General features: G+C 61.7%; 14 protein-coding genes. 7 read left to right on the forward strand and 7 right to left on the reverse strand.

The genetic code is table 11. The features are described from left to right. The first annotated feature begins 30 nt into the window (after window positions 1-30). The 3 genes from hmgA to maiA are packed head-to-tail and all read left to right on the forward strand — an operon-like array spanning window position 31 to window position 3,293. Window positions 31-1,335, forward strand: a complete 1,305-nt coding sequence (hmgA, locus tag BLP82_RS06340; RefSeq protein WP_092166123.1) for a homogentisate 1,2-dioxygenase — start codon at window positions 31-33, stop codon at window positions 1,333-1,335. A gap of 3 nt (window positions 1,336-1,338) precedes the next feature. Next, a complete protein-coding gene (gene fahA, locus BLP82_RS06345) occupies window positions 1,339-2,643 on the forward strand; it encodes a fumarylacetoacetase (RefSeq protein ID WP_092166125.1) in 1,305 nt (434 codons plus the stop codon). 11 nt (window positions 2,644-2,654) lie between these two features. After that, the gene (maiA, locus tag BLP82_RS06350) at window positions 2,655-3,293 is read left to right on the forward strand and encodes a maleylacetoacetate isomerase (RefSeq protein WP_092166127.1); all 639 of its coding nucleotides are present in this window, start codon (window positions 2,655-2,657) and stop codon (window positions 3,291-3,293) included. A gap of 130 nt (window positions 3,294-3,423) precedes the next feature. On the opposite strand, the gene BLP82_RS06355 is transcribed toward maiA, so the two are convergent. Then, window positions 3,424-4,227, reverse strand: coding sequence for a SirB1 family protein (locus BLP82_RS06355; RefSeq protein ID WP_060740710.1), 804 nt, complete (start codon window positions 4,225-4,227; stop codon window positions 3,424-3,426). Between the two features lie 187 nt (window positions 4,228-4,414). On the opposite strand from BLP82_RS06355, the gene BLP82_RS06360 reads away from it, so the two are divergent. Continuing rightward, complete coding sequence (locus tag BLP82_RS06360) at window positions 4,415-5,434, forward strand: Glu/Leu/Phe/Val dehydrogenase family protein (protein WP_060740711.1); 1,020 nt, start codon at window positions 4,415-4,417, stop codon at window positions 5,432-5,434. 351 nt (window positions 5,435-5,785) lie between these two features. Here the strand turns inward: BLP82_RS06360 and BLP82_RS06370 are convergent, their stop codons facing one another. Beyond that, a complete protein-coding gene (locus tag BLP82_RS06370; RefSeq protein ID WP_003205410.1) occupies window positions 5,786-6,046 on the reverse strand; it encodes a YebG family protein in 261 nt (86 codons plus the stop codon). Between the two features lie 305 nt (window positions 6,047-6,351). Here BLP82_RS06370 and BLP82_RS06375 point away from each other — a divergent pair, with 305 nt between their 5' ends. After that, entirely contained in the window at window positions 6,352-6,852 is a 501-nt protein-coding gene (locus BLP82_RS06375) for a phosphate-starvation-inducible protein PsiE (RefSeq protein ID WP_092166131.1), read from the forward strand. Here the strand turns inward: BLP82_RS06375 and BLP82_RS06380 are convergent. After that, entirely contained in the window at window positions 6,849-7,166 is a 318-nt protein-coding gene (locus BLP82_RS06380) for a DUF3509 domain-containing protein (protein ID WP_092166133.1), read from the reverse strand. The two genes, BLP82_RS06375 and BLP82_RS06380, sit on opposite strands and share 4 nt — an antisense overlap. A gap of 498 nt (window positions 7,167-7,664) precedes the next feature. Here BLP82_RS06380 and BLP82_RS06390 point away from each other — a divergent pair, with 498 nt between their 5' ends. Further along, window positions 7,665-8,075, forward strand: coding sequence for an HPF/RaiA family ribosome-associated protein (locus BLP82_RS06390; protein ID WP_072409467.1), 411 nt, complete (start codon window positions 7,665-7,667; stop codon window positions 8,073-8,075). A gap of 81 nt (window positions 8,076-8,156) precedes the next feature. Here the strand turns inward: BLP82_RS06390 and fecA are convergent, their stop codons facing one another. The 4 genes from fecA to BLP82_RS06410 form a co-directional block, all read right to left on the reverse strand. Then, the gene (gene fecA, locus BLP82_RS06395) at window positions 8,157-10,496 is read right to left on the reverse strand and encodes a TonB-dependent Fe(3+) dicitrate receptor FecA (protein ID WP_092166137.1); all 2,340 of its coding nucleotides are present in this window, start codon (window positions 10,494-10,496) and stop codon (window positions 8,157-8,159) included. A 109-nt stretch (window positions 10,497-10,605) separates the two neighbouring features. Beyond that, window positions 10,606-11,565: a FecR domain-containing protein gene (locus BLP82_RS06400; protein WP_092166139.1), complete on the reverse strand. Its 960-nt coding sequence runs from the start codon at window positions 11,563-11,565 to the stop codon at window positions 10,606-10,608. Then, window positions 11,562-12,050, reverse strand: a complete 489-nt coding sequence (locus tag BLP82_RS06405) for a sigma-70 family RNA polymerase sigma factor (protein WP_092166147.1) — start codon at window positions 12,048-12,050, stop codon at window positions 11,562-11,564. Before BLP82_RS06405 ends, BLP82_RS06400 begins: the two co-directional genes overlap by 4 nt. Window positions 12,051-12,179: 129 nt before the next feature. After that, window positions 12,180-13,055 (reverse strand): helix-turn-helix domain-containing protein, encoded by an 876-nt coding sequence (locus tag BLP82_RS06410; protein WP_092166149.1) that lies wholly within the window; start codon window positions 13,053-13,055, stop codon window positions 12,180-12,182. 139 nt (window positions 13,056-13,194) lie between these two features. Here BLP82_RS06410 and BLP82_RS06415 point away from each other — a divergent pair, with 139 nt between their 5' ends. Continuing rightward, window positions 13,195-14,097: a DMT family transporter gene (locus BLP82_RS06415; protein WP_092166151.1), complete on the forward strand. Its 903-nt coding sequence runs from the start codon at window positions 13,195-13,197 to the stop codon at window positions 14,095-14,097. Window positions 14,098-14,180: the final 83 nt, after the last annotated feature.

Consider the following 14,180-nt stretch of genomic DNA (forward strand, 5'->3'; position numbering starts at 1 on the left):
GAGTGACAGACCGCAGTCCCAGGAGGCTCCATGAACCTCGATTCCACCACGTCGGACCTGGCTTACCAGTCAGGCTTGGGCAACGAATTTGCCAGCGAAGCCTTGCCCGGCGCCTTGCCCATCGGCCAGAACTCCCCGCAGAAAGCCCCGTACGGTCTCTACGCCGAGTTGTTCTCTGGCACAGCGTTCACCATGGCCCGCGGCGAAGCTCGGCGCACCTGGATGTATCGCATCCGGCCGTCGGCCAATCACCCGGCCTTCACCAAGCTCGAACGGCAATTGGCGGGCGGTCCGCTGGGTGAGGTCACGCCCAATCGCCTGCGCTGGAGCCCGCTGGACATTCCCGCCGAGCCCACCGATTTCATCGACGGGCTGGTGTGCATGGCGGCCAATGCCGGTGCGGAAAAACCGGCCGGCGTCAGCCTTTATCACTACCGGGCCAACCGATCCATGGAGCGGGTGTTTTTCAATGCCGACGGTGAGTGGTTGATCGTGCCGCAACTGGGACGGCTGCGGATCGCCACCGAACTGGGCGTGCTGGAACTGGCGCCGCTGGAAATCGCCGTGCTGCCTCGGGGGCTGAAATTTCGCGTTGAACTGCTCGACCCGCAGGCCCGTGGTTACCTCGCCGAAAACCATGGCGCGCCGCTGCGCCTGCCGGACCTGGGGCCCATCGGCAGCAACGGCCTGGCGAACCCGCGGGACTTCCTGACGCCGGTCGCCCATTACGAGAACCTCGTGCAACCGACCACCCTGGTGCAGAAATTCCTCGGTGAGTTGTGGGGTTGCGAGCTGGATCATTCGCCTCTTGACGTGGTGGCCTGGCACGGCAACAACGTGCCGTACAAATATGACCTGCGTCGCTTCAACACGATTGGCACGGTCAGCTTCGATCACCCGGATCCGTCGATCTTCACGGTGCTGACCTCGCCCACCAGTGTCCACGGCTTGGCCAATCTCGACTTCGTGATTTTCCCGCCCCGTTGGATGGTGGCGGAAAACACCTTCCGTCCGCCGTGGTTCCACCGCAACCTGATGAACGAATTCATGGGCCTGATCCAGGGCGCCTACGATGCCAAGGCCGAAGGTTTCCTGCCGGGTGGTGCATCCTTGCACAGCTGCATGAGCGCCCATGGCCCGGACGGCGAGACCTGTACCAAGGCGATCAACGCTGATCTTCAGCCGGCGAAAATCGACAACACCATGGCCTTCATGTTCGAGACCAGCCAGGTCTTGCGCCCAAGCCGTTTCGCCCTGGACTGCCCGCAACTGCAAACCGACTACGATGCATGTTGGGCCTCGCTGCCTGTCACGTTCGACCCGACCCGGAGATAACCCATGACTCAACTTTCCCCTGCCCGTAGCTGGGTCGCCAGTGCCAACGGCCACGCCGACTTCCCGTTGCAGAACCTGCCATTGGGTGTCTTCAGCGTCGATGGCGGTGCCTTGCGCAGCGGCGTGGCGATTGGCGAGCGGATTTTCGATCTGCAGGTGGCGCTGCAAGCGGGCTTGTTTGATGGCGCGGCGCAACAAGCCGTCGAAGCCATGGCCGGCGGCCAGTTGAATGGGTTTTTCGACCTGGGCCGCAGCGCCCGGGTTGCCCTGCGTGAACGACTGCTGGAGCTGTTGCGCGAAGACAGTCCGTTGCGTGGCCAAGTGGAAGCCCTGGAGGCGAAGCTGCTGCTCCTCGCCGCCGACTGCCAGATGCACCTGCCGGCCAGGATCAACGACTACACCGATTTCTACGTGGGTATCGAACACGCGCAGAATGTCGGCAAGCTGTTTCGCCCCGACAATCCATTGCTACCCAACTACAAATACGTGCCCATCGGTTACCACGGTCGCGCTTCGACCATTCGCCCGTCCGGCACCGACGTGCGCCGTCCCAAGGGCCAGACCCTGCCGGCCGGCCAGACCGAGCCGACCTTCGGCCCGTGCGCGCGGCTGGACTATGAGCTGGAGCTGGGCATCTGGATCGGCAAGGGCAATGCGCTGGGCGAACCAATCCCCATTGGCGATGCCGCCGAGCACATTGGCGGGTTCTGCCTGCTCAACGACTGGTCGGCCCGGGATATCCAGGCCTGGGAATACCAACCCCTGGGGCCGTTTCTGTCGAAGAGTTTCCTGACCAGCATTTCGCCGTGGGTGGTGACGGCCGAGGCCCTGGAACCGTTCCGCCGCCCGCAACCGGCGCGTCCGCAAGGCGATCCGCAGCCGCTGCCGTATCTGCTGGACACGCGTGATCAGGCCGGCGGTGCCTTCGATATCGAGCTGGAAGTCCTGTTGCTGACAGAGGCGATGGTCGAGCAGAACCTGCCGGCCCAGCGCCTGACGCTGAGCAACACCCAGTACATGTACTGGACCGTGGCGCAAATGGTCGCGCACCACAGCGTCAACGGCTGCCAGTTGCAGGCCGGTGACCTGTTTGGCTCGGGTACCTTGTCGGGGCCTGAAAACCATCAATTCGGCAGCCTGCTGGAAATCACCGAAGGCGGCAAGAAACCGATCGAACTGGCGTCTGGCGAAGTGCGCCGATTCCTCGAGGACGGTGACGAAATCATCTTGCGGGCCCGTTGCCGCCGCGAGGGTTTCGCCTCCATCGGTTTTGGCGAGTGCCGGGGCAAGATCCTGCCGGCGCGTTGAGGGGGGAGCGCATGGAACTCTATACCTACTACCGCTCCACCTCGTCCTATCGGGTGCGCATTGCGTTGGCGCTCAAGGGCCTGGATTACCAGGCCTTGCCCGTCAACCTGATCGCTGCGCCTGGGGGCGAGCATCGCCAGCCGGCCTACCTGGCGATCAACCCCCAGGGCCGTGTGCCGGCGCTGCGTACCGATGAGGGCGCGTTGCTGGTGCAATCGCCGGCCATCATCGAATACCTGGAGGAGCGTTATCCCCAGGTGCCGCTGCTCAGTGCCGACCTGGCGGTGCGCGCCCACGAGCGTGGGGTCGCCGCATTGATCGGTTGCGACATTCATCCCCTGCACAACGTCAGCGTGCTCAACCAGCTGCGGCAGTGGGGCCACGATGAAGCGCAGGTGACGCAGTGGATCGGGCATTGGATCAGCCAGGGCCTGGCGGCGGTGGAGCAGTTGATTGGCGACGACGGCTACTGCTTCGGCGCGCTGCCGGGGTTGGCGGATGTGTTCTTGATCCCGCAGTTGTACGCTGCCGAGCGGTTCAATGTTTCCTTGCAGGGGTATCCACGGATCCGTCGCGTGGCGGCATTGGCGGCTGGGCATCCAGCGTTCCAACAGGCGCATCCGGCGAGGCAGCCGGATACCCCGGCTTGATATTGATGTAGGCCGTTGCATCGCTATCGCGAGCAAGCTCGCTCCCACATTGATTCGGATCAACGGTGGGAGCGAGCTTGCTCGCGATAGCGATTCAACAAGCAACCTGAATCTGTATGCCTGCCACCGCTCAATGCACCACCGAATTCGGCGGCAAATGCCCCAGCCGCTCCGTCAGCCGGATTCGCTGGATCGGATCGTCGCTGAGCATCAGGGCATGCTCCAGGTCGAAGCGTTCGGCGTTGGGGCAATCGAGTCGCTGATACAGGCTGGCGCGGGCCAGGTAATCGGCGGCGCTGGCGTTGCCCAGTTCCAGCACCCGTTCGGCGTCGATCAGGGCTGCGATGTAATCGTCGTTCGCCAGATGCAGTTGGCGCAGGTTGCGCGACAGGCGCTGCAGCATCTGCATCGGCTCGGCGTTGACCAGGTGTTCCGCCTTGAGCAGCATGTTCGCGCCGTATTGGCGCTGTAGCAGTTCCCGGCAATCATTGGGGTACAACCGGCGCCCACCGCACGGATCGAGCAGGTGATCGGCGCCGGGCACCTTCAACAGGAAGTGCCCGGGGAAATTGACACCGACCATCGGAATTTCCAGGCCGCGGGCCAGTTCCAGGGCAATCAGCCCGAGGGCCAGGGGCTGCCCGCGCTTGCGTGCCAGGACTTGGTCCAGCAACGCCGCGCGCGGTCGCAGGGGGGTGAAGTCGTCTTGGGCGAAACCCAGGTCATTGAGCCGTCGCAACAAGGGCTGGCCCAGCTCGCTGACAGGCAGCATCGGCAGGCCATGGCTGACCCGCTGTTGCAGCTCCTTGAAATCCTTCAGCAAGGCCGGGACGTCGACGTCGCGATCATGTTCGGCAGCGATCCACAACGCCGCTTCGAACAGCGCTGGTGGTGAGCGGTGCAGACAATCAAAAAAGGCTTGGCGCGGTTTCATCGAACTCTCCGGGCTATGCTCCCGTTTTAGCCCTGCCATGGATTTTCGTCCAGTCTCGAACAGCCGTTGTCACAGGTTATGCCAAAAAAGACTGACCGCCCTGGCGACTTATTCCGGCGTGCTCCAGCAATTTTCGACTGCACGCCTATACTGGCGAAACAAACAAAAGTGATTCGGGAGCCTTACGATGTTTGCTCTCATGCAAAGCTCCCGCCTTGAATCGCTGCACCTAAGCGTAGACCCGACGACCGGGTTGAAGGCGGTGATTGCTATTCATTGCAGCCGTCCCGGGCCTGCCCTGGGGGGCTGTCGTTATCTTGCCTACCCCGACGACGAAAGTGCCGTGGCAGATGCCGTGCGCCTGGCTCAAGGCATGAGCTACAAGGCGGCGCTGGCCGGCTTGCCCGTGGGCGGCGGGGTCGCGGTGATCATGCGTCCGGCCCATGTCGAGAGTCGGGCGGCACTGTTCGAAGCCTTTGGTCGTTGTATCGAGCAATTGGACGGGCGCTACATCACGGCCATCGACAGCGGCACGTCGGTGGCCGACATGGATTGCATCGCCCAGCAGACCCGCCATGTCACCAGCACCACGGCCTCGGGAGACCCCGCGCCCCACGCGGCAATGGGCGTCTTTGCCGGCATCCGTGCCACCGCCATGGCCCGCCTGGGCAGCGATAACCTCGAAAGCCTGCGGGTGGCGATCCAGGGCCTGGGCAATGTCGGTTATGCCCTGGCCGAACAACTGCACGCGGCGGGTGCCGAACTGCTGGTCAGTGACATTGACCCTGGCAAGGTGCAACTGGCCATGGAGCAACTGGGCGCCCATCCGATCGCCAACGACGCGCTGCTCAGCACCCCCTGCGACATCCTCGCCCCCTGCGGCCTGGGCGGGGTGCTCAACAGCCACAGCGTGGCGCAACTGCGCTGCTCGGCCGTTGCCGGCTCGGCCCACAATCAGTTGAGCAGCCTGCAGGTGGCCGACCAGTTGGAGAGGCGCGGGATTCTTTATGCGCCGGACTATGTAATCAACTCCGGTGGGCTGATCTATGTCGCGCTGAAGCATCGCGGCGAAGAACTGTCGACGATCACCGCACATTTGTCGAAGATCGGTGCCAGGCTCACGGAAGTCTTCGCCCACGCCCAGGCGGAGAAGCGCTCACCGGCGCGGGTGGCCGATGAGTTGGCGGAGCGTCTGCTGTACCGCTGAAAATCCAATTGTGGGAGCGAGCTTGCTCGCGATTGCGGCCGTGCATTCAACGTCTTTATCGACCGTCACACCGCTATCGCGAGCAAGCTCGCTCCCACAGTTTGCTCGCCTTTATTTCTTGCGTAAGGCGTCCTGCCCTTATCCTGCCATTACCTCAGCAGATACACCGGAAAGCATTCACACAAATGCATCACCCGGCGTCGGGTGTTATCCAGGCGTGCGGCGTTGTCCGGTTGTTCCAGCAGGTCGGCGATCAGATTCGCGTCGTTATTACTAAAAAGATCGCAGCCTTCTGCAGCTCCTGCACGGTTATTCCATGCGGGAGCTGCAGAAGGCTGCGATCTTTTTGGGTTACTCGTCCGACGGGTTGAGCAGTTCGGACAAGGCGTCCGGCTGGCTCTTGAAAGCCTTGGCGAACACATCCCGATTCTTCGCCATGTAGATCCCGGCTTCTTCGACCTGTTGCTCGCTCAGCGATGGAACGGCTTTTTGCAACACTTCGGCCAGCAATTCGGCGAGCTCCAGCATTTTGTCATGACGGTCAGCTTCGGCTTTATCCATGAACAAGCGCTCCAGATCTCGGCTGCTGCGGTATACCACTTCGACGGCCATTCACCACCTCACATGCCTTCACATTGGTTTGTCTTTGCGACTACTGTGTTTATATACAGGCAAAAGAATAAGCGAATCCTGTTGCTTTGGATAGTGGCTTTTTAATGTAGACCGATTTCGGCATGTGAGAGCGAAGCTTTTGGGAGCAAAGCTTGCTCGGGACAAAGCCGCATGAAGCTCCCAAAAGTGCCGGATACCAGCCTATCGCCATCTCACCCTCAGTCGCTGGCCTTTTTTCTGCATGCAGAACAACCGTCACGTCCAACCCGCATCATCCGGTCGAACCGACCTAAGGAAACTACATCGTGAAAATAAACTGGGCCGAGAACCTGCGCCAGAACGTCCATCAACTGGCCGAGTCCCTGGGAAACCTGTTCGTCGAGACCTTCCACTACCTGGCGCTGTTCGCCATCGGTGCGGTCACCGCGTGGGCGGCGGTGATGGAGTTCTTGCAGATGCTCGAGACGGGGCACATCAAGATCGACGACATCCTGCTGCTGTTCATCTACCTGGAATTGGGGGCGATGGTCGGGATCTACTTCAAGACCAACCACATGCCGGTACGGTTTCTGATCTACGTGGCGATCACCGCACTGACGCGCTTGCTGATTTCCAACGTTTCCCACCACAGCCCGCCCGACCTGGGGATCATTTACCTGTGCGGTGGCATCCTGCTGCTGGCGTTTTCGATCCTGGTGGTGCGCTACGCTTCGTCGCAGTTCCCCTCGGTGAAGATCGAGCACCCGCACCGCAAGGTCGGCGCGGGTTCCAGCGAACATGCCGAAGTGGAGAAAGGTGAGATTTAAAGGCCGGCGGCAGAAGGTACCGCACCCTGTGCATGCGGCGGTGGCAGCTTGATGTTCTCGCCGCCGGTCATGGCTTCGAGGATGGCCACGGCGCTGTGGCCCTGCTCGATGGCGATGCCGAACTGAATGCTTTGCACCAGGCGCTTGAGCCGTTCCGGGTCGTTGCGTTGCTGGGCGCTGATCATGCGTTTGGCGACGATGCGCCCGCTCTTGGACAGGGTCAGCATGATGCTGCCGTCCAGGCCCTGAATGCTCAGGTTGATTTGATAGTGCGGCGCAAAAGCGTCGGTAATGATCTGAAAAGGGTTGTCCATGATGCGTCACCGCCTGATTGAACGTGCAGTTGTTGACCGGCCGTGATCGGGATTAGTTCGCAACACCGGACCATCGGCCATTCCATGATCGTGTTCATCTCCAGATTCCTGGGGCCGGGCAGGTCTCAGGATCAAAAGATCGCAGCCTGCGGCGGCTCCTATAGGGTGTTAGCAAGTGGCATGCCGGAAAAACTGTTGGACAATGATCCCGGCGTCCAAGCGCCGAACGCTCTGGAATGCGGCTGCCCGTTTCGGGGCAATAACGTGTGGATGTTCGTTGACGGTGCAGGGAGGGAGACGATTTGCGGCGGGTGGGCAGGGCGGGGCAACTCCCGACAGTAACAGTGCTTTTGTCCGCTGTCCGGCTTTATTTGCAAATGGATATTTATATTTTTCCAGGGGTTGAATTGTTCTTCCGCCAGCCCGACTCTGTATTCAAGGGGCCGTTGCATTCACGTCGATGGCCCCCGGCGAGCTAGCTGAAATAAGGGATGAACTATGCAAATCCAAGTCAACAGCGATAACCATATTCAAAGCAGCATCCGACTGGAGGAGTGGGTACGTACTACCATCGAAAGCACGCTCGAACGTTATGAAGAAGACCTGACACGGGTCGAGGTTCATCTGCGGGACGAGAACGGCGACAAGCCCGGTCCCCATGACCTGCGTTGCCAGCTTGAAGCGCGGCCTAAAGGCCACCAGCCGATTTCCGTGACACACAAGGCCGATTCGCTGGAACTGGCGATCGAGGGGGCGGCCACCAAGCTTGAAAACGCCTTGGAGCACTTGTTCGGCAAACTGCGCGGCAAGCGCGCTGCCATTGCGACACCGACCGAATCCGTTGCCTTGGCCGATGCGCTGCTGGAAGAAGAATTCCTGGAGAACGAACGGGCCGCCCTCAACGGCTGAGCCTGCTCGCTTAAAGTCACTCACCGAACGGGCCTGCAATCGCAGGCCCGTCTTGTTTCAGCGGTTCACCGTAGCCCCGACTCAAAACGCCACGGACGTCTGCACATACAACGTGCGCGGTTCCCCCACGTACTTGCCTCGGTTGTTGTCGTCGAACGAGCGGGTGAAATATTGGGTATTGAAGATGTTCTTCACGCCCACCGCCACGTTCAGGTCCGACAGTTGCGGGCCGAAATCATAGGCAGCGCGGCTGCTGAACAGCATGTAGCCGGGGATATTGCCGGTACTGCCGTCGGCGCTTTCAGCCCGGGTGTTGGCATTGTCGGCAAACTGCGCGCTCTGATAGGTGCTGTCCAGGTTCAGCTTCCACGGCCCGTCCGTATAACCCACGCCCAGTGTGCCTTTGTGCTTCGAAGAGAATGGCACGCGGTTGCCTTTGTTCGGTCCGTCTTCACGAATGGTGGCATCGACGAAGGCATACGTGGCATACACGTCGAAACCGGCCAGTGCAGGGCTCAGGCCATCAAGGGCGTAGTTGATGCTGGTTTCGATGCCTTGGTGGCGAGTCTCGCCTCGGGCAATGACCGAGTCGTTGGTCTGGTTGCTTTCATACTGGTTGTCGAAGTTGATCAGGAACGCGCCGATCTCCGCCCGCAGGTTGCCATCGTCGTAGCGGGTGCCGAGTTCCCAGGTGCGGGCCTTTTCCGGTTTCACTTCACCGCTGCTGACACGGTTGGGCATCTGGCTGTACTGCACGCTGCCGAACGAGCCTTCGGTGTTGGCGTACAGATTCCACTCATCGGTCAGGTGATACAGCACGTTCAATGCCGGCAAGGCCGTGTTGTAGTCGCCCTTGTACTTCACATTCGTCAGGTTGTTGGTTTGCTGGGATTCGATCATTTCGTAGCGAACACCCGGCGTGATGGTCCATTTCCCGATGTCGATCCGGTCATCGATGAAAAACGCATTGGCCTCAGTGCCCCCGCGCGTATCACGGTCGTTGCGGCTGGAGGTTGTCGGCAATTCGTTGCTGGCGATCGGCGTGCGGTATCGCAGTTCGTGGCCGGCCTCGTTGATGTAGCGATAGCCGACGCCGACCTCATGGCTGGTCGGGCCGAGGTCGAAACCTTGGGCGAAACGGGTTTCCAGGCCGCGTACCCAATATTCGCGAGGTGACAGGGACAGGAAGGTGCCCTGGTCCAGATAGCCGCTGCGCAAGGTCTTGGTGAAAAACGTACTGGCGGTGAATTCCCGGCGGTCTTGCTGGTAGCGGTAGCCGAAATTGACCAGGGTGCGACGGCCCCAGAAACGGTCGTTCGGACGTGTGGACTGATACGGGTTGGCATCATAGTCGGCGACATTCAGGCCGCCGGGCATGTCGGCCTCGCCTTCGTAATACTGGGCCATGGCATTGAAACTGTTGGCCTCGTCCAGCTGGTAGTTGCCCTTGAGGATGAGGTCATCGATTTGTGTGTCGCTGTGTTCGCGCCAGTCGCCGCCACGGGTGCCGGAATACAGCAGGGCACCGCCCAAGCCGTTGTCGGCGGTGCCGCCCGCCAGCAGATTGGAGTACGTTTTGAAACCGTCATGGCTGGAGGATGGGCTCGTCTCGGTCTGGAAGCCCCCCTTTACCGTGGGTGCATCGGGAATCGCCCGCGTCACGAAGTTGACCACGCCGCCGACGTTTTGCGGGCCGTAGCGCACTGCGCCGCCGCCGCGTACGACATCCACCGCGTCCATGTTGCCCATGCTGACCGGTGCGAACGATAGTTGCGGCTGGCCGTAAGGTGCGAAAGGCACCGGGAGGCCGTCCATCAGCACCGTGGAGCGTGAGGCCAGGCGTGGGTTGAGCCCGCGAATACCGAAGTTCAGCGCCATGTCATGGCTACCAGTGCCGTTGTTTTCCGGTGCATTGACGCCGGGAATGCGATTGAGTACATCCCGCGCCTGCGTCGCACCCTGGCGCTCGAACGCTTCACGACGGATAACGTCACGGGCGCCGGGGTGTTCGAAGACATTGGCTTGCGCGGCGTCGCCGAGCCAGTCTCCGACCACGGTGGTGGTGCCGATGTCCATCGCGGTGTTGGTGGCCGGTTGCAGGCTGAAGGCGTTATCTCCCTCGGGCCGGGCTTGCAGGCCTGTGCCTTCGAGCAGCGCGCTCAGCCCTTGCTCTGGGCTGTAGCTGCCTTCCAGGCCGCGACTCTGCAGGCCAGCGGTCGTCTGCGAGCCGAAGGAAATCAGCACCCCGGCCTCGCGTCCGAACTGATTGAGGGCATTTTCCAGTGACGACGGCGCGATGTGATAGGCCTTGGCATCGGCAGCCTGTACGCAAGGCAGTGCGACGAAACTCAAGCTGGCCCCCAGGAGCCATTGACGCATGGTACGGGCCAGTGGGGTGAGACGGGTAGGTTGTTGCGGCATGGATGAGGGTCTCGAGAAGGTTGTATCGAAGTGGCTTTCCTTCTCTGTCACCCGAGGCAGGGAAAACAGCTCACGGTTGCAGGTTTTTTTTCGGCAGGACGGTCATGGTTCAAGCACGGGCCTCGACCGAGACCCAATAGCGGGTAAAGCGGCGTACTTGGACCGGTAGGCTGACTTCCAGCAGATCGAGGATTCGTTCGCTGTTGTCCAGCGGATAAGTTCCGGAGATCAGAAGGTTGGCAACCGCCTTGTCGCAGTGCAATTGGCCGCGGCGGTACCGGCCGAGTTCGTCGAGAAAGTCCGCCAGACGCATGTGCGCGGCTATCAGCATGCCTTGCGTCCAGGCACCGCTGTTGGCATCCAGCGCCGTGGCGGGCCCGGCGCCGTTGATGCCAAGGCTCAGTTGCCGTGATGCACCCAGCAACGAAGACGGGCCGTGTCGGCTGTGAATGTCCACCTCGCCTTCAAACACCGCCACCTGGGTGTGTTCCGGATATTCGCGTACGTTGAACCGGGCGTTGCGGCTTTCCAGCCGGCCATGGGCGGTCAGTACGTGCAGGGGCCTGGGGTCCCGGGCCGCCGTCAACAACAGTTCACCCTCCAGCAGGCGGATCAAGCGACGGTGAGCGTCGAAGCGAACGTCGACCGCGCTGCCGCTGTTGAGCTGCAACTGGCTGCCGTCATCCAGCATCAGGCGACGCCGTTCGCCCACCGGGCTGCGAAAGTCGGCCATCAAGGGTGGCAGCCACTGGCGTTCACGCAGGCCCCAGGCCAACGTTGAGCCGGCCCCCAGTACCAGTAACGTTTTGAGCGCCCGCCGCCGCATGGCGGACTTCGGTGCATTGAGGGTCGCATGGGCTAACGCAGGGGATACGCTGCGCAGCCGTTGATTGACCCGTTGGATATGTTCCCAGGCACGGCGATGTTCGCTATGAGCATCGAGCCATTGCTCCCAGGCTTGCTGTTGGCGGGTGTCGAGTGGGCCTTGCTGCATTTCCAGGAGCCAGTGCACGGCCTGCTCGGCGACTTGGGCGCTGACGTCAGGTGCGCCGTTGATCGACGGGGTCATAAGGCGAAGTAGCAGCGCATCGCTGCCTTGTTCAGATGGCGCTTGACCGTTGCCAGGGAAATCCCCAGTTCACGGGCGATTTCGTTGTAGGTCAGGCCATCGACCTGGGCCAGCAGAAACGCCTGCTTGACCGCTCGCGGCAACCCATCGAGCAGTTGGTCCAGTTCCGTCAGGGTTTGCAGGATGATTGCCCGTTCTTCCTCCGACGGCGCCACCTGCTCCGGCAGTTGGGCGAGGGTGTCGAGGTAGGCGCGCTCAAGGTCCTGGCGGCGGTAATGGTTGAACAGTACGCGCTTGGCAATGGTCGTAAGGAATGCGCGGGGTTCCAGGACAGGCTGCGGATCGCGCGTCGTCAGCACGCGCATGAACGTGTCCTGCGCCAGGTCGGCGGCACTGTCGGGGCACCCGAGTTTTCTTCGCAACCAGCTGTTGAGCCAACTGTGATGGGCGTTGTAGAGCACTTCGACGGTGTGTGCAGGCGGCAACGAGGAACATCCCGACAGCGCTGAGCTGTGCTAGAGAACAAGAATTGTTCGCATTGTAGAGGCGCGGCAGTGGCTACGGCAATCGGGATCAGTGCCTGGTTGTTTCATTTGGCCGGAGCGTGGTGGTGCCTAGCGCAAGAATGCCTGTCGATATTCCCCGGGGCTCGCCCCCAAGGTCTGGCGAAAACGGTTGGTGAAGTGGCTGGCGCTGGCAAATCCGCAGGCCAGTGCCACCTCGCCCAACGGTTGTGACGTGGTACGCAGCAAGTGTTGCGCGCAAGCCAGGCGCCGGGCCAGTACATATTGATGGGGCGGCAGCCCGAAGCTTTCGCGGAACATCCGCGCGAAGTGGTATTCGGATAACGCGCATAACGTCGCCAATTGCCCGAGGCTGATGGGGTCGGCCAGGTGGCTGTCGACGTAATCCACCAGCAACCGCCGCTGGTGAGCCGCCAGGCCGCCCTTGAGGCGAAGCCCCTGGCGCTGGCCGACCTGACTGAGCAGCAGGTGGTTGAGCAGGTCATGGGCCAAACTGGTGGTCAACAGGCGTTCCCCGGGTTCGTCCCAGTTCAGCGCGATCAACTGGCGAAAGCGATGCGCCTGCTGCGGGTCGTCGAGGAACGTTTCCTCGTGCAGTTGCACCTGCCGCGGTTCGCGGTCCAGCAGCGTGATGCACCCGAGGGCGAATTGTTCCGCGCTGAAATACAGGTGGGCGAGGCGAATGTCGCCGTTGATGACCCAGGCCGATTCATGTCCGGCGGGCAGTACGCAGAGTTTGCCCGGCGCCCCTGTGGTCTCGGGTCGTTCGCGGCGAAACGTACCGGTGCCACCGGCGATGTAGCAGGACAACGTATGGTGGGTCGGTGCCTCGTAGTCCTGGGCGTCGTGCTGGTTGCTCCACAAAGCGGCCGCCATGCCGTCTCCGAGCTCGGCGCTGTGCTCCAGGCGAGCATTGGGCGAGCTGTTGAGGGCTTGGAAGACTTGCAGGCTTTGCAATGTGGGCATGATCGGTTCTCTCCAACGCCTTGCATCCTACTCCCTCGCCCCGCTCCTGCCAGCCCGCCAGCCGACAAAACCGCAAGTTTATGCAAGTGCCGCAGCGGCGGTGGCGTGACACTGAAGGTCATTGTCAGGAGCCGTCACCATGAACCTCTCGTTGTACCTGCTTACCGTGCTCATCTGGGGCACGACCTGGATCGCCCTGAAACTGCAGTTGGGCGTGGTCGCCATCCCGGTGTCGATTGTCTATCGCTTCGGTCTCGCGGCGCTGATCCTGTTTGCCATGCTCCTGCTCAGCCGACGCTTGCAGGTGATGAATCGGCGCGGCCATTTGATTTGCGTTGCCCAGGGCCTGTGCCTGTTCTGCATCAACTTCATGTGCTTCCTGACTGCCAGTCAATGGATCCCCAGTGGCTTGGTCGCCGTGGTGTTTTCCACCGCCACCCTCTGGAACGCCCTCAATGCCCGGGTTTTCTTCGGTCAGCGGATTGCCCGTAACGTGCTGTTGGGGGGCGCGCTGGGGCTTTCGGGGCTGGCCTTGCTGTTCTGGCCGGAACTGGCCGGCCACAGCGCAAGCCCGCAAACGATGCTCGGATTGGCACTGGCGCTGCTGGGGACGTTGTGTTTCTCGGCGGGCAACATGCTGTCGAGCCTGCAACAGAAAGCCGGCCTCAAGCCATTGACCACCAATGCCTGGGGCATGGCCTATGGCGCAGCGATGCTGGCGGTGTGGTGTGGGTTCAAAGGCATTCCGTTCGACATGGAATGGAACACGCGCTACATCGGCTCGTTGTTGTACCTGGTGATTCCGGGGTCGGTGATCGGCTTTACCGCCTACCTGACACTGGTCGGGCGCATGGGGCCGGAGCGGGCGGCCTATTGCACCGTGCTGTTCCCGGTGGTGGCGTTGAATGTCTCGGCGTTTGTCGAGGGCTACCAGTGGACAGTGCCGGCATTGGTGGGGTTGGTGCTGGTGATGCTGGGGAACGTGCTGGTGTTTCGTAAGCCACGGCCGGTGGCGACGAATGTCGCGCTGGGTGCACGCTGAGACAGAACGCCTGGCGAGAATACCGTGGCGAGGGAGCTTGCTGTGGCGAGGGGATAAATCCCCTCGCCACAGCAAGCTCCCTC

Source organism: Pseudomonas sp. NFACC37-1 (assembly GCF_900101575.1).
In the GTDB taxonomy this organism is placed as follows: domain Bacteria; phylum Pseudomonadota; class Gammaproteobacteria; order Pseudomonadales; family Pseudomonadaceae; genus Aquipseudomonas; species Aquipseudomonas fluorescens_AA.

What these genes read in the sequence shown, in the direction of transcription:
- BLP82_RS06370 (WP_003205410.1), bottom strand. Translation starts at nt 6,046, where the DNA reads ATGGCCGTCGAAGTGGTATACCGCAGCAGCCGAGATCTGGAGCGCTTG.
- BLP82_RS06380 (WP_092166133.1), bottom strand. Translation starts at nt 7,166, where the DNA reads ATGGACAACCCTTTTCAGATCATTACCGACGCTTTTGCGCCGCACTAT.
- BLP82_RS06415 (WP_092166151.1), top strand. Translation starts at nt 13,195, where the DNA reads ATGAACCTCTCGTTGTACCTGCTTACCGTGCTCATCTGGGGCACGACC.
- BLP82_RS06400 (WP_092166139.1), bottom strand. Translation starts at nt 11,565, where the DNA reads ATGACCCCGTCGATCAACGGCGCACCTGACGTCAGCGCCCAAGTCGCC.
- BLP82_RS06360 (WP_060740711.1), top strand. Translation starts at nt 4,415, where the DNA reads ATGTTTGCTCTCATGCAAAGCTCCCGCCTTGAATCGCTGCACCTAAGC.
- fecA (WP_092166137.1), bottom strand. Translation starts at nt 10,496, where the DNA reads ATGCCGCAACAACCTACCCGTCTCACCCCACTGGCCCGTACCATGCGT.
- BLP82_RS06355 (WP_060740710.1), bottom strand. Translation starts at nt 4,227, where the DNA reads ATGAAACCGCGCCAAGCCTTTTTTGATTGTCTGCACCGCTCACCACCA.
- maiA (WP_092166127.1), top strand. Translation starts at nt 2,655, where the DNA reads ATGGAACTCTATACCTACTACCGCTCCACCTCGTCCTATCGGGTGCGC.
- BLP82_RS06410 (WP_092166149.1), bottom strand. Translation starts at nt 13,055, where the DNA reads ATGCCCACATTGCAAAGCCTGCAAGTCTTCCAAGCCCTCAACAGCTCG.
- fahA (WP_092166125.1), top strand. Translation starts at nt 1,339, where the DNA reads ATGACTCAACTTTCCCCTGCCCGTAGCTGGGTCGCCAGTGCCAACGGC.
- BLP82_RS06390 (WP_072409467.1), top strand. Translation starts at nt 7,665, where the DNA reads ATGCAAATCCAAGTCAACAGCGATAACCATATTCAAAGCAGCATCCGA.
- hmgA (WP_092166123.1), top strand. Translation starts at nt 31, where the DNA reads ATGAACCTCGATTCCACCACGTCGGACCTGGCTTACCAGTCAGGCTTG.